We start from the raw sequence: 14,903 nt of genomic DNA, 5'->3' as shown, positions 1-14,903 counted from the left end.
GTGGTCACAAAGCCTTTTTTTGCGGGGAAAAGAGGTATTCAAAGAGGTCCACGCTTCATTGCAGAAGGGGTCATTAATGGGCACACATTTCTCGCCGTACAAAAAAAATATCGTAACAGTTGACGAATGACGATTACAAATGTAAACTAAAAGATGTAGATTACAATTGTAAACGAAAGAGGTGAGTGTATGGCTATGACGATCACACCAGTAAAGATCAGTGATTCCGAGTGGGAGATCATGCGAGTGATTTGGACACAGGAATCCACGACCGCACAAGAAATCATCGACATCCTTGGTCAGACGATGGCGTGGAAGCCCGCCACGATCAAGACGTTATTAGGGCGCTTAGTAAAAAAAGAAGCGGTACGGACCGAGCAGTCAGGGAAAAAGTATATTTATTATCCGGCAATCAGTGAAGGCGAGACGGTAAAAAGTGCGACAGAGAATCTCTTTTCTCATATTTGTGCCAAACGAATCGGCGAAACCATTGCTGAATTAGTTGCAGAAGCGGAACTGACGGAGGCAGATGTGGAAAAAATCAAGGAACAATTAGTAAAGAAAAAGACCGTCGATACAATCGCGTGCAACTGTATCCCCGGGCAGTGTGAATGCAATCATCATAAGGACTAACTGGCAACAGCCATAAAAAATAATTCAATCAGAATGGGAGACTATCAACATGAAAAAACAATTTGAAATCAACGGAATGAGCTGTAATCACTGTGTAGCAAATGTAGAAAAGGCAATCAACCAATTGGAAGGGATCGATAAAGTAAAGATCCACTTGAAAAAGAACCAAGGTGTGGTGAAATTTGACGAAGCAAAGGTTTCAGCAGAACAAATCGTTGCCGCAGTGACCGAAGCAGGGTATGAAACTGAGGTGATTTAATTGGCAGACGCAACAGTAGAAACATTTGCGATCACTGGCATGACCTGTGCCAACTGTTCTGCCCGCGTGGAGAAAGAATTAAAGGCCACTGAGGGTGTGCTGGAAGCGAATGTGAATTTGGCGACAGAAAAGGCCACGGTCCAATTTGCCGATAATTTAACAGCGGAACAGTTGATCCAACGAGTAGAAGCCATCGGGTACGGTGCGATACTCTTTGATGACGCCCATAAACAAAAAATCGAACAGGAAAAAGCCGCGTATCTGAAGAAGATGAAACGTGATTTGCTCGTGAGTGCTCTTTTAACGGCGCCATTGATGATCGCAATGATCGCGATGCTTCTGGGCAGTCACGGGAACTGGGTACATTTTCTGCATCTGCCGCTGGTTCAATTGATCTTAGTGACACCGGTGCAGTTTGGTGTTGGGCAGCGTTTTTATCGCGGTGCCTATCATGCGTTGAAGACAAAAGCGCCGAATATGGACGTGCTGGTAGCAATGGGCACGACCGCGGCATTTGCCTTGAGTGTCTATAACGGCTTCTTCAATCCTTATAATTCCGATCTGTATTTTGAAAGCAGCGGTATGATCATCACCTTGATCTTGCTGGGGAAATATTTGGAGCAAAAAGCGAAGACAAAAACCAGTGATGCGATCAAACAATTAATGAGCTTGCAGGCGAAGACAGCCACAGTGATCGTCGACGGTGAAGAGAAAGAAGTACCGATCGAAGAGGTGCAAACAGGCGACGTTGTGCGTGTCCGTCCTGGAGAACAGATTCCCGTAGATGGAAAAATTCTCAGCGGCCAAACCACTATCGATGAAAGCATGCTGACTGGCGAAAGCTTGCCGGTCGATAAGCAAGCAGAAGATCAAGTGTTTGGCGGCACCGTCAATACGACAGGCAGCATCCAATTTGCCGCAACGCAAGTCGGCAGTATGACCGTTCTTTCACGTATCATTCGCATGGTGGAAGATGCGCAAGGAGAAAAAGCACCGATTCAGCAAATCGCGGATAAAATTTCCAAAGTTTTTGTCCCAACGGTTCTAGGAATCGCCTTGATCACCTTGCTAGCCACAGGCTTCGTCACACAAGATTGGCAACAGGCGATCGTTCATAGTGTTTCTGTTTTAGTGATCGCGTGTCCATGTGCCTTAGGCTTGGCGACACCAACAGCGATCATGGTAGGAACGGGTCTGGGGGCGAAGTCTGGAATCTTGATCAAAGGCGGCGGCGCGCTGGAGAAGATCGCGCATTTGACAACGATCGTTTTAGACAAGACTGGGACGATCACTGAAGGAAAACCAGTGGTTGCTGATTTTGATGCCTTCGATCCAGAAGCACTCTCTTATTTAACAAGCCTGGAACAGTATTCTGAGCACCCCTTGGCGAAAGCCATCTATCATTATGGAAAAGATCAGGCGGCGATCCTGCCAGTAGATTCTTTTGAAAGCTTGACTGGTCAAGGTGTCACAGGTGTGATCAACGGGAAGGCTTATTTTGTCGGGTCTACGCGGGGTGTCCGTGAGCGAAATATTTTATTTGATGAAGAACGTGTGCTAGCGTTGGAAGCAGAAGGAAAGACAGTGATGTTCTTAACGGATCACGCGAAGGTCCTTGCCATGATCTCAGTGACAGATCAGGTAAAAGCCTCTTCAAAAGCTGCCATTGCGGCGATGCAGGAATCAGGGATCACCGTGAAAATGCTGACAGGCGACAACCCGCAGACAGCACGCTACATTGGTGAACAGGTGGGGTTAGCTGCATCAGATATCGTGGCAGAAGTCTTGCCGGAGGATAAAGCGCAAGTTGTCAAAGAATTACAGACAAAAGGTGAATCTGTAGGGATGGTTGGCGATGGGATCAACGATGCGCCAGCTCTAGCCTTGGCGGATATCGGTATTGCGATGGGCAGCGGAACAGATATTGCGATGGAGACAGCGGACATCACCTTGATGAACAGTGATCTTTTATCCATTGAGAAAAGTATTCGTCTATCCAAAATAACACTAAGAAAGATCAAACAAAATTTATTCTGGGCGTTTCTATACAACGTGATCGGGATTCCCTTTGCCGCAGTGGGCTTTCTGAATCCTATCATTGCCGGCGGTGCGATGGCCTTTAGTTCGGTCAGTGTATTGCTGAACTCGCTCAGCTTGAATCAGAAAAAAATATAAGTCGTCTTTTTGGTTAGAAATAACTAAAAGGACGCATCAGATGAAATGATGTAGGAGGTCGTTGAGATGAAGCAAGGAGAAAAAATGGATGAATCGATGAAAAAGGACCCGTCGATGCATGATCACCAACATATGGATAATGCAATGGAGGGGCACGATCATCACGAGATGAATCATGGAATGGATGGTCATGAGCACCATGATATGGGTGGCGGTATGGACCATTCGATGCATATGGGGAATTTCAAACAAAAGTTTTGGCTCTCGCTTGTTTTGTCGATCCCTATCATCGTTCTTTCCCCAATGATGGGGATACAATTGCCGTTTCAATTCACTTTTCCAGGTTCGGAGTGGGTCGTATTGGTCTTGGCGACGGTTCTCTTTATTTATGGCGGTCAGCCTTTCCTCAGCGGCGCTAAAATGGAGCTGAAAATGAAGAGCCCCGCCATGATGACCTTGATCGCAATGGGGATCTCCGTTGCGTATATCTACAGTTTGTACTCCTTTGTTGTGAACAAACTCAATCCCCACGAACACGTGATGGACTTTTTCTGGGAATTAGCGACCTTGATCGTGATCATGCTGTTAGGGCACTGGGTAGAAATGAGCGCTGTTTCGAATGCAAGTAACGCTTTGAAAAAGCTGGCTGAATTACTGCCGGATGAAGTGACCAAGATCGAGGCGGATGGTGCTGCGAAAAAAGTGAAACTGCAGGATATTCACGCAGGCGATCACTTGCTCGTTCGTGCGGGAGATAAGATGCCAACGGACGGCGAGGTCATCGAGGGTGCTACGATCGTTGATGAGTCCGCCGTGACGGGGGAATCAAAAGGCGTTCAGAAGCAAGTCGGTGATACTGTCATTGGCGGGTCCGTCAATGGCGACGGCACCATTCAACTGAAGGTTACAGGGACAGGAGAAGATGGGTACTTAGCCAAAGTCATGACGATGGTGAAGGAAGCCCAGCAGGAGAAATCGAAATTAGAATCGATCTCTGATAAGGTCGCCAAATGGTTGTTCTACATTGCGTTGGCCGCTGGTATTTTGACCTTCATCGCTTGGCTCTTCGTGGCAGACTTGCCGCAGGCGCTGGATCGTATGGTGACAGTCTTTGTCATTGCCTGTCCCCATGCCTTAGGATTGGCGATTCCTTTAGTAATTGCGCGTTCTACGTCATTAGCGGCTAAAAATGGTTTGCTGTTGAAAAGTCGTCAAGCGCTGGAGCAGGGAAACAAATTGGACTACGTCTTTCTTGATAAGACTGGTACATTGACTGAAGGAAAGTTCACGGTGACGGGTGTCGAAGTGTTGACCGACCAGAGCAAAGAAGAGGCGTTGAAATATATCGGCGCGTTGGAAAGTCAAACGAACCATCCCCTTGCTGTCGGCGTCATGAATTATTTGAAATCAGAAACGATTACCCCTTACAAAGCAGAAGATGTTTCTACGCTAAAGGGTGTCGGCGTAAGCGGCACAGTAGAAGGACATCAAGTTATTTTGGCAAATCAGAAAGAAATCGAAAACCGTCACTTGCAGGTTGATCCTGAAAAACTGAAGGATTATCAAGCACAGGGCAACACGATTTCTTTCTTATTGATCGATGACCAATTGGTCGCCTTCTTTGCAATGGGGGACACGCTAAAAGACCAAGCGCAGGACTTTATCACGAAGCTGCGGGAGAGCGGCATCGAACCGGTCATGCTGACTGGCGACAATCAGGCAGCGGCAAAGGCTGTAGCTGATTATTTAGGAATCCATGAATTTTATAGTGAATTGCTGCCAGATGATAAAGAGAAAATCATCAAGCAGTACACCGATAAAGGGAAAAAAGTCATGATGGTCGGCGACGGGATCAATGATGCCCCGGCTCTTGCCAGAGCCACGATCGGAATGGCGATCGGCGCAGGAACCGATATCGCCATCGATTCGGCAGATGTCGTGCTGACCAACAGTAATTTACAGGATATTTTGAAATTTGTCCGTTTAGCTAAAAAGACCCACAGTAAAATGATCCAAAATCTTTGGTGGGGCGCAGGCTACAATATTCTCGCGATCCCATTGGCTGCGGGTGTTCTAGCCCCTATCGGAATCCTTTTGAGTCCAGCAGTGGGCGCCATTTTAATGTCACTAAGTACGATCATCGTCGCGATCAATGCGATGACTTTAAACGTCTGAGTATTCAGGCGTTTTTATTTTTTGAAAAAAGTTGAGAAACTTCTGCGGCTTAGATTGTGCTATGTTTAAAGAAAGGAGTTTATTTGACGGGGAAAGAGTGTGGCGCATGATCTGGGAATTTATCACGAGGAAAAAATGTCAACGGCAATTGCAATTGTTAGAATGGATTCAATACAGTCGCTATTCAGTCACAGAGCTGGCTGAGAAAATGACCGTGAGCAGAAAAACGATCTCACGGGACATAGAGGAGCTGCGACAGAAAAATTTCTTAATAAAAGAGAAGATTTGGCAAATCAACTGGCAGTCCGAACCGAATTATTTAGGACTCTGCCGTAAATTGATCCGCGCTGATCCGCGGTTTCAACTATTTCGAGGCTATCTTTGGAATGACGGGGATACCAAAAGCAGCTATTCTAAGCTAAGACGCTTGAACAAGCAGATCCTTCACTTGAATATTTCTGTGAATCACCGATCGGGAGAGCTAGCGGGCGAGCCTGCACTGATCGTGCTGCTGCAGTTACGCTATTTACGAGATTTCTACTCTTTTGAAGAACAGGAAATGTATGATCAACTGGCGCACTATTATTTGAATCGGTCCCTTCCCTCCATTGAGAAAGCGGCGTTTTTTGCAGGGGAACAGCTAGAGGACTTCCGCAGTCAGTTCGGAGTGGAGTCGCCATTGGCGGAGTATTTCTATTTTGATTATCTTAGGCATCATTTCGACAACTATCTTGATCTTTACAGGTCCCATCAGCAGCAGCGGAGCAGCTTGTATCAGGAGGTGCAGGAGGCATGTGCCATTATCGAAGAAGTATTTATAGAAGAATCCGGCACTACGGAGGAGCTGCTGGCTGCTAAATTGTTTGATTTATTTTTAGGGGTTTATCAAGGGCTGCCGCTGACGCTCTTCAATTTAAAATGGCGCGGGGATACGGTGAGCGATCATTTCTATATCATAGCCAAAGAATTTAAACGACGATTGCCGTTTTTGACCAATTGCCAGCTGGATGAATTGGCTTTTGCGCTAAAGGAAATCTTCTCTTCGGTCCATTCAGCCTCCTTAACGCTGACTCCCAATTTAAAATCTTCCTTGTTGATCCAAGAAAGGTATCAGGCCTACGACACTTCTCCAAGGAGAAACTGAGGTGAAGATTTTTCTTCAAGATAGGTTATGCTATAATGATGAAGACTACGTTGAGGATGCCGTTCTATTTTGCATCTTTTTGTACATTCGTGGGTGAATAGAATGTAAAACAACTAAAAATAGAAGTTCGTTCTTTCAATCGATGGACTATTAAATAGGAGGAGAGCTGAATGGGGTTAAGAAAATTAGATGTTCCGACATCTTCCATTACAGAAGTAAAAAAATCGCCAATGGATGTTTTTGCTCAAGCTCGAAAAGCAGAGACAGGGGTTTATATTTTCAACCGTGAAAAAATTGCTGGCGTCATGCTGACAAAGGAACAATATGAAGCGTTGGTAGAGGAGCTGAACACCTTACGGGATACCTTGTACCAACCAGTAGAACGTGAATTGCCCGTTCCTGAAGAACTAGAAGAATTGGCGACCGCCTTAAGAACTACTTTGGCGAAGGGCTCTGTCATTTCTGCCCGTTACCTAGATGAGCGAATGGTAGCGACAGGATTTATCACCAAGAAGACCGGCTTTGGCGGTGTGACTGAAATGATGAAAGAGCTGGAAGATACAGGGAAAATCATTTACCAGCTTCGCCGTCGCGAACACAACAAAGTTATTTATGCGGAAATCTTCGGAGAACCTCAAGAGTTCCAACGAGGCTCTGCCGACAAACTAATGATCCGCAAAGTAAATCTAATCGAACGTTAAACACTCATAGGAAGACAACAGTCCTTTTTCCGTACTTTGGAAGAAGGACTTTTTTTGAGAAAAGAATCCGACAATCAACGAGCCTTCTTAACGTCTTTTAACTTTCAGCAGGATTGATTGTCTCTGAACAAACGTTCGGTTATAATGAGGAGGAAGATTTTACGACTGAAGGGGGCGTGTACGATGGCAGAATTGGTTTTTCCATTGAAAAATGATACATCGAGAAAAATCATTCACATGGATATGGATGCTTTTTTTGCCTCGGTAGAAGAGCGGGATGATCCTGAGCTGGCGAAGCATCCGCTGGTGATTGCTCGCCACCCTTCGGACACAGGCGGCAAAGGGGTCGTGACGACGGCGAACTACAAAGCGCGAATCTACGGTATCCACTCAGCCATGAGTGCGCAGAAGGCCTTCGAATTATGCCCCCAGGCTATTTTTAAGCCAGGCGATCATGAAAAGTATCGGGCTGTCTCGCATCAGGTACGGGAAATTTTCCACCGCTACACGGATATTATTGAGCCTGTCTCGATCGATGAGGCATATCTGGATGTCACAGAAAATAAAATGGACATCCGCTCGGCCATCAAAATCGCGCGTTTGATCCAGCAGGATATCTGGCAGGAGCTGCAACTGACTTGTTCAGCAGGGGTCAGCTACAATAAATTTTTAGCGAAGCTGGCTTCTGATTATCAGAAACCAAAGGGCATGACCGTTATTTCACCTGAAGAGTCTGTGGTTTTTCTGAAGCGATTGCCAATCGAAAAATTTCACGGGGTCGGGAAAAAGACTGTTCCTAAAATGAATGAGTTGGGAATCTTTACAGGTGGAGACCTCTACGAAAAGAGTGAAATGTTTCTGATCCAAGAATTTGGGAAGATGGGCTATTCCTTGTATCGGAAGGTGCGTGGAATCCATGATTCGCCGGTTCACATTACTCGTGAGCGAAAATCCGTGGGAAAAGAGCATACCTATGGTCGTCCGCTATCTACGGAGGATGAAGTCTTGAGTCAGCTGCGTCAGTTGGCGGAGAAGGTGGAAGAATCCCTGCGGCGCGTACAGCGCCACGGAAAAACAGTGGTGCTGAAGATTCGCTATACAGATTATACGACCGTGACACGTCGCGTGACGCTGCCTTATTACATAGATAAAAAAGAAGAATTGTTTTCTCAAGCGAGTTTGATTTGGGAGGAGATCGGCGGAATAGAAAAAGGAATCCGATTAGTCGGTATTACCTTGACCAATCTAGATCCCATTGCTTTTGAAAATATTGTTTTACCATTGTGGGAAGAGCGATCAGATTAGTTCGCTCTTTTTAATTTGTTCAAATGCTTTTTCTGAATCATGAAGCTTTTCCCAGATCACGACGCGGCCTTGAGCCAATGATTTTTTCACGTCAATGATTCGCTGGTTAGAGCTGCCGCGAAATTGCAGCATCAAATTTTTCTTTGAAAGATCGAAACGGCCATCGACCAAAATATCGATCTTGCTCAGCATCTCTAATTTGTCTTCACTGTCCAGCAGCAATTCTTCAAACGTATACCCGCTCCAAGACCAGATATCTTTGGTGTCGCCAAATTCAGCGTGCATCCGATCGATCACTTTTAGGCAGACTTGCGTGTTTAGGAAGGGCTCGCCGCCTAGCAGGGTGATGCCTTGGACATAATCGTGGGCGGTGTCGGCGATCAATTGGTCTTCGATTTCTTGAGTAAAGGGTTTGCCATAATGAAAGTTTTGCGCCGCCGCATTGAAGCAGCCTTCACAGGCGAAGGGACAGCCGCTGACGTATAAACTATTTCGAACGCCTTCACCATCGACGAAGTTGTAGGCCTTGTAGTCAGCAATATACAGTTGGCTCAACTCACTTGCGAGCCATTCTTTTGGTTTGGGATTACGCATGTTTTTTCCCCTTTCAACTAAAACAGGGAGCGGCAAAGAGCGCCGTCCCTGTCAACAGTTATTCCTTTTAGACGGTGCAAACGAGGGTTTGCGCGTCTTTTTTATTTCATATGTTTCACGCGAGAAGCGATCTCTTCGTGACGGCCATGAACCATTGGACGTGCTTGAGGATTCCCCAGGTAACCGCAGGTCCGTTTTACCACATCACAGGATTTTGGATCGTGATTGCCGCATTGCGGACATTCAAAACCACGTTTGGTTGGTTTGAAGTCGCCTTCGAAGCCGCATTCGTAGCAGTGATCGATCGGTGTGTTCGTTCCTAAGTAGGCGATGCGGTCGTACCCATAATCCCAAACAGCTTCCAGTGATTTAGGATTTTGTTGGAGAACCGGGTATTCACAGTAATGGATGAAACCACCAGAACAGTATTTAGGATACTCTTTTTCAAAGTCCAGCTTCTCGAAGGGTGTCGGATTTTTCCGAACATCGTAATGGAAACTGTTTGTGTAGTAGTCTTTGTCCGTGATATTTTCAACAATTCCGAAGCGTTCGGTATCTAAACGGCAGAAGCGGTCAGTCAAGCTTTCACTTGGCGTTGAGTACACGCTGAAGTGGTAGCCGTATTCATTGCCCCAAGCATCTGCGTGTTCCTTCAAATCTTTCATGATATTCAAAGTGAAGGCTTTTGCTTCTAGGTCGCCTTCCCATTCGCCGCCGTAAAAGACGCTGGCTACTTCGTAAAGACCGATATAGCCTAGCGAAATGGTTGCGCGTTTGTTTTTGAATAATTCATTAACGGCATCGGTACGTTTTAGGCGTTTACCGAAAGCGCCGTATTGATAAAGGATCGGTGCGTTTGCCGGCGTTGCTTCTTTACAACGATCAATTCGGAAGACTAACGCGTCTTTCGCGATTTGCAGGCGTTCTTCTAGTAATGACCAGAATTTTTCTTTGCTGCCGCCAGATTCTAGCGCGATTCGCGGCAAGTTCAATGTCACAACGCCAAGATTCATCCGTCCCGCATTGATTTCTTCCCCTTGGTCATTTTTCCAGCCTTGTAGGAAGGAGCGGCAGCCCATTGGTACTTTGAAGCTGCCAGTCAATTCGATCAGCTTGTCGTAGTTTAAGATATCTGGATACATACGTTTCGTAGCACATTCCAATGCCAATTCTTTGATGTCGTAGTTTGGATCTGTTGGTTCAAGATTTGTCCCGCGGCGCAGAGTAAAGATCAATTTAGGGAAGATCGCTGTCCGTTTTTCACTGCCTAAACCTTCGATCCGGATTTGCAGGATCGCTTTTTGGATCTCACGTTCAAACCAATCCGTTCCAAGACCGAAGCCTAAAGAAGTGAAGGGGGTTTGTCCGTTTGATGTAAACAACGTATTGATTTCATATTCCAAACTTTGCATCGCATCGTAAATGTCTTTTTGTGTTTTTTGTTTCGCAAAGGCTTTTTGTTTTTCAGGATCATCGATCCATTCTTCCGCGTCTTTCAAGTGTTTTGCGTAATTTAGGCGCGCAAAAGGAGCTAACAGCTCGTCTGTACGGTCTGCGGAGCAGCCGCCGTATTGGCTCGATGCCACATTGGCGATGATCTGCGAGATTTGGGCAGTCGCTGTTTGGATCGATTTTGGACTTTCAACTTCCGCATTCCCAATCTTGAAGCCGTTGTTCAACATGCCTTTGAAGTCGATCAAACAGCAGTTGGTCATCGGTGTATAAGGATGGTAGTCCAAGTCATGGTAATGAATGTCGCCCTTTTGATGAGCATTGGCTACGTGAGGCGGCAGCATCTTCAAACCGATGGATTTGCCGACGATCCCAGCAGTCAAATCACGTTGTGTGTTAAAGACATCACTATCCTTATTCGCATTTTCATTCACGACGGTTTGATCCTTGTTGATCAATTTTCCGATCGTAAAGTTGATGTCCGTCGCTTTGCTGCGCTGGAAGTCGCGGCGTGTCCGGTAATTGATATATTCTTCTGCTAATGCATATTCGTTGTGCTCTAATAATGTATGCTCCACGATATTTTGGATCTCATAGATTTTAATGTCGCTGTTAAACCGTTCTGAAATTTCTGCATCTACCCGTTCAACGATTGACTGAATGCGTTCGTGTGCTAAGGGGTCGACGGATCCTTTGATTTTTGTTTCCGCTTTGATCAAGGCATCGTAAATTTTTTGGTCATCAAAAGACGTGTGACGACCATCACGTTTTACGACCTTAATATTTTTCAGCGATGGTTGATATTCGTTGAGCAATGAATCTTTTGAGTGGATTTCCATCATTATAAACAACTCCGTTTCCTTTAAACTTCATTATCAATCATATAGTATTTTCAATGACGATGCAACGATATATAGGGGTAAAATTTGTAAAAAAAAGAGTGACACACTATATATAGTGTGTCACTTTACTGAAAGATAAATGAAAGCTGATAAGGTCAAGCTTCTGATTACTATAAAATAACTGGAAAATATTTTTCCATAAACATGTAAAAATTGTAAGATTATTGAAGGTCGTTTCACATAAGAAACTGACCTAAATATGATACCATAAAGAAAAAAATTTAGATATTAAAAATAGAAGAATCACCAAAGGATTTGCGAGCGGCTGTCGAGGGACTTTTTTCAACGGCAGCACCAGAGCAGGCGGGAGATCGTCCGCCTATTCTTAAAGGACGAGAGAATCCTAGTTAGGAGAAAGCAAATGGGTAAAATGATCGATGTGCAGCATTTAAGCAAAAGCTTTGGCACACGCAGCAATAAAGTAACGGTGTTGAATGATTTGAATTTTTCTGTTGGAAAAGGTGAATTTGTAGGGATCATGGGACCCAGCGGCGCAGGCAAGACGACGCTGATGAACATTCTTTCCACGATCTCTTTGCCGACGATGGGTTCTGTCAGAATCGCTGGCGCAGATATCACGCAGATGCGGGAAAGCCGATTAACGGACTTTCGTCGAGAGAATTTGGGGTTTATTTTCCAGGATTTTAATTTGATCGATAGTCTGACCGTGAAGGACAATATTATTTTGCCGTTGACGGTCAGTAAGCTTTCTTATGAAGAAATCGAGGAACGGGTGATACGGCTGACGAGAATCCTGAAGATCTCAGACATTCTGACACGGTACCCGGAAGAAATCTCGATTGGTCAGCAGCAGCGGACGGCGGCAGCTCGGGCGTTGATCAGCCGGCCGTTGGTCTTGTTTGCGGATGAGCCGACGGGATCGCTAGACTCAAAGTCTGCTACAGAATTTTTGAATTATTTGGACGAGGTCAATATCCATGAAGATACGACGATCTTGATGGTGACACATGATCCCTACACAGCCAGCTATTGCAACCGTGTCTTGTTTATCAAAGATGGTCGTTTCTTTTCGGAGATTGTTCGCCGGTCTTCCCGTAAAGACTTTTTTGAGAAAGTGATCGATATGCAGGCTACGATCGGCGGAGGTGGGAAGGCCAATGCTGATTAGTCTCATTTGGCGCGGGTTTAAAAAACAATTGGGGAATTATTTGATTTTTTTCTTTAGTCTGATTTTCGCGGTAATGGTCTATTATTCTTTTACCGCCATGACCTATGAACAACCGCTGATTCGCAGCGCTGGAAAGAATACGCAGCTAGTAGCGATGCTGGGCTTCGGCAGCTTTGCTGTAGTCGTCATCTTATTGTTCTTTATGGCGAATACCAACCGCTTTTTTATTGAAAATCGTCGAAAGGACATTAGTATCTTTCATTTATATGGTCTCAATTATTATCAAATTTGTCTTTGGTTCATCTTAGAGATTTTCTTTATCGGGATCTTTTCTTTCGTTATTGGGATCGGGTTAGGGGTGCTGCTGTCTAAGCTCTTTAGTATGATTTTAGTCAAGGCGATGGATTTGCCCTTGCAGGTCCATTTCTTCTTTTCATCAGATGCGATCCTCACCACGGGGCTCGTCGTCTTGTTCATCTTAGGGGCGGTCTCGTTTCAGATACTGTGGCTTGTCTCGGGCTACAAATTTTCCCATTTGATGAAGATTCGCTTGCGGAAAATCCAAGCCATGAAGTTGAGGATAGGACAGAAAATTCTTGGTGCGATCGGGATTCTGTTTTTACTAAGTGGTTGGGGAATGGCTGTGATGTATATCCGTTTTGCTCGCAGAATGAGCGGTCGTTTTGGCTTGATCGAAGGCAATTTATTGCTGATGGGGCTGATTTTTGTCCTGTGCGTGGTAGGCAGCTATTTGTTTTTTGCGTATTCGCTGCGTTGGTACAATTCCTATCGGCCGAAGCGATTGAACAAAAACTTGGGGATGCTGTCGAGAAGTGAATGGCAATTGCGCTTATTCAGCGAGTGGCGTTTCTTCGGCTCGATCACGGTGGCCCTTGGGATGGCCCTGCTGATTCTAGGCGGGATGGCGGCGATGGTCTCGATACAGATGCGCCTAGTGAATGAGATCGCGCCGGCCTCGTTGACCGTCACCCAGGAAAGCTATGCCTCCTTCGCGCCAGAGCTGCAAAAGGTGGCTCCTTATGAACACCAGACATTGAATTTTAAAGCTGTTCCGGCAAAGCAAAGTGTGGAGATCTCTGGTGAAGGCGTCAATTCGCAGCCGGAGGTTATGGACATGGTGTCTATTTCGGATTACCATGCCTTCCAACGGACCAACCCGACGCTGAAGGATATCCAGTTGAAGACACCGAAGTCTACGGTCGTTTTGAGCTCGTATCAGCGCTATTTGAATGACTACACAAATTACAGCAAAATCATTTATTTGAAGGACAAAGAGCTGACGGTCCAGGGGACGTACCCCAACTTTTTCGGGGACACGAATTTGCGTTATGGGACCAGTTTAATTGTCGTTTCCGATAAAATATTTAATGCTACAGCGGGTCATGACTATTCTCTTGAGGTCATTGATGTCAGGAATGCCAAGGAAAATGAACTAAATCAATTGGTCCGAAAAAAATTGAAGGGTGATTGGGATTTTCCGATACATTATGACTTGAAATGGGAGAACAAGCAGATCGTGGGGGACATTTCTGCAGGCGAAGGCGGCAGAAAAGAGGACACAACGATTTACCGTTCCGAGTACACCTCGTATCAAGAAATTTACCGATCGACGCGAAGCAGTATGGGGTTGGTGCTGTTTGTAGTGACCTTTGTGACGGCGACCTTTATTATCACGACCGCCAGCATGGTGAGTCTGCGGCAGTTGTCGGAGTTTAAGCAAAAACGGAAAAAATACGGATTGCTGCGTCAAATGGGCATACCGATGGAGACTATCTATCAAGAGATGAAGCGGGAAAATCGGGTCGTCTTTTTCATCCCGGCTATTTTGGCATTGATCCATAGCATACTTGCCATCACTGTCCTTTCTCACATTGCACAGAATGCCGACTATTGGTTCGTGTATCTTTTTTGCGGATTGATGTTGATCGTGTATGCCTTGTTTTATTGGACCACCTGCGTTTACCAGAAAAAATTACTCTAAGAATAGAGAGAAAGAGATCAAAGGGAATCTTTTGGTCTCTTTTTTTTGTCCGCTTTTTCTCCGATTAATGGTTAAAAAGGCGCGGTTTGATCCAAAATGGCAGGCCATCGGTCAAAAAAAACTGGAAAGAAAAAAAGTTGATGGAGCGTCAAATAAGGAAGCTGTCAAGCATGTGACAAAACTGTTCGTTTGAAAGCGGTATATGTAAGCATAATCGGTGGCGGTTTTTTTAATCAGAACTATAATACTAATCAATGAAAGAAATTAAGAGAGGGCGATTGGATGAAGGAGTTTTTTAAGCGGCCCGCCACTCGTTACTGGTTAAGTTTTATTGGAAAGACGATTTTCTATTTTGCCGTCCTTTTGATATTGATCTACTTATACCATTATAAGAGCATCCAAGGCGGTAATTTTATCTACAACGAATTTTAA

At 45.2% G+C, this 14,903-nt stretch carries 12 protein-coding genes; 10 read left to right on the top strand and 2 right to left on the bottom strand.

Features of this window, described 5'->3' with window-relative positions; genetic code table 11:
- The first annotated feature begins 189 nt into the window (after positions 1-189).
- The 7 genes from A5868_RS11765 to dinB all read left to right on the top strand — a co-directional run bounded on the left by A5868_RS11765 (position 190) and on the right by dinB (position 8,392).
- A complete protein-coding gene (locus A5868_RS11765) occupies positions 190-633 on the top strand; it encodes a CopY/TcrY family copper transport repressor (RefSeq protein WP_010779878.1) in 444 nt (147 codons plus the stop codon).
- Positions 634-682: 49 nt separating this feature from the next.
- Positions 683-892, top strand: a complete 210-nt coding sequence (gene copZ / locus A5868_RS11760; RefSeq protein ID WP_086303387.1) for a copper chaperone CopZ — start codon at positions 683-685, stop codon at positions 890-892.
- On the top strand, positions 893-3,067 hold the full coding sequence (locus A5868_RS11755) for a heavy metal translocating P-type ATPase (RefSeq protein ID WP_086303388.1): 2,175 nt from the start codon (positions 893-895) through the stop codon (positions 3,065-3,067). It begins immediately after the preceding gene.
- A 66-nt stretch (positions 3,068-3,133) separates the two neighbouring features.
- A complete protein-coding gene (locus A5868_RS11750) occupies positions 3,134-5,242 on the top strand; it encodes a heavy metal translocating P-type ATPase (protein WP_086303389.1) in 2,109 nt (702 codons plus the stop codon).
- 106 nt (positions 5,243-5,348) lie between these two features.
- The gene (locus A5868_RS11745) at positions 5,349-6,386 is read left to right on the top strand and encodes an HTH domain-containing protein (protein ID WP_086303390.1); all 1,038 of its coding nucleotides are present in this window, start codon (positions 5,349-5,351) and stop codon (positions 6,384-6,386) included.
- 170 nt (positions 6,387-6,556) lie between these two features.
- Positions 6,557-7,087 (top strand): hypothetical protein, encoded by a 531-nt coding sequence (locus A5868_RS11740; RefSeq protein ID WP_010745652.1) that lies wholly within the window; start codon positions 6,557-6,559, stop codon positions 7,085-7,087.
- Between the two features lie 183 nt (positions 7,088-7,270).
- Positions 7,271-8,392: a DNA polymerase IV gene (gene dinB, locus A5868_RS11735; RefSeq protein ID WP_086303391.1), complete on the top strand. Its 1,122-nt coding sequence runs from the start codon at positions 7,271-7,273 to the stop codon at positions 8,390-8,392.
- On the opposite strand, the gene nrdG is transcribed toward dinB, so the two are convergent.
- Positions 8,384-8,986, bottom strand: a complete 603-nt coding sequence (gene nrdG, locus A5868_RS11730) for an anaerobic ribonucleoside-triphosphate reductase activating protein (RefSeq protein WP_010779884.1) — start codon at positions 8,984-8,986, stop codon at positions 8,384-8,386. The genes dinB and nrdG overlap by 9 nt on opposite strands.
- 101 nt (positions 8,987-9,087) lie before the next feature.
- A complete protein-coding gene (nrdD, locus tag A5868_RS11725) occupies positions 9,088-11,280 on the bottom strand; it encodes an anaerobic ribonucleoside-triphosphate reductase (protein WP_086303392.1) in 2,193 nt (730 codons plus the stop codon).
- A gap of 421 nt (positions 11,281-11,701) precedes the next feature.
- On the opposite strand from nrdD, the gene A5868_RS11720 reads away from it, so the two are divergent.
- From A5868_RS11720 to A5868_RS11710, 3 genes are all read left to right on the top strand, one after another.
- On the top strand, positions 11,702-12,469 hold the full coding sequence (locus A5868_RS11720; RefSeq protein ID WP_010779886.1) for an ABC transporter ATP-binding protein: 768 nt from the start codon (positions 11,702-11,704) through the stop codon (positions 12,467-12,469).
- Positions 12,459-14,471 carry an FtsX-like permease family protein gene (locus A5868_RS11715; RefSeq protein ID WP_086303393.1) on the top strand — a complete coding sequence of 671 codons (2,013 nt, stop codon included), beginning with the start codon at positions 12,459-12,461 and terminating at the stop codon, positions 14,469-14,471. Before A5868_RS11720 ends, A5868_RS11715 begins: the two co-directional genes overlap by 11 nt.
- 282 nt (positions 14,472-14,753) lie before the next feature.
- Positions 14,754-14,903 carry a teichoic acid D-Ala incorporation-associated protein DltX gene (locus A5868_RS11710; protein ID WP_010779888.1) on the top strand — a complete coding sequence of 50 codons (150 nt, stop codon included), beginning with the start codon at positions 14,754-14,756 and terminating at the stop codon, positions 14,901-14,903.

The sequence above is a fragment of the Enterococcus sp. 12F9_DIV0723 genome, from assembly GCF_002174375.1.
Lineage (GTDB): Bacteria > Bacillota > Bacilli > Lactobacillales > Enterococcaceae > Enterococcus_A > Enterococcus_A gilvus.
The sequence above is the reverse complement of the archived record's forward strand: the minus strand, read 5'-3'. Positions and strand labels throughout refer to the sequence as shown.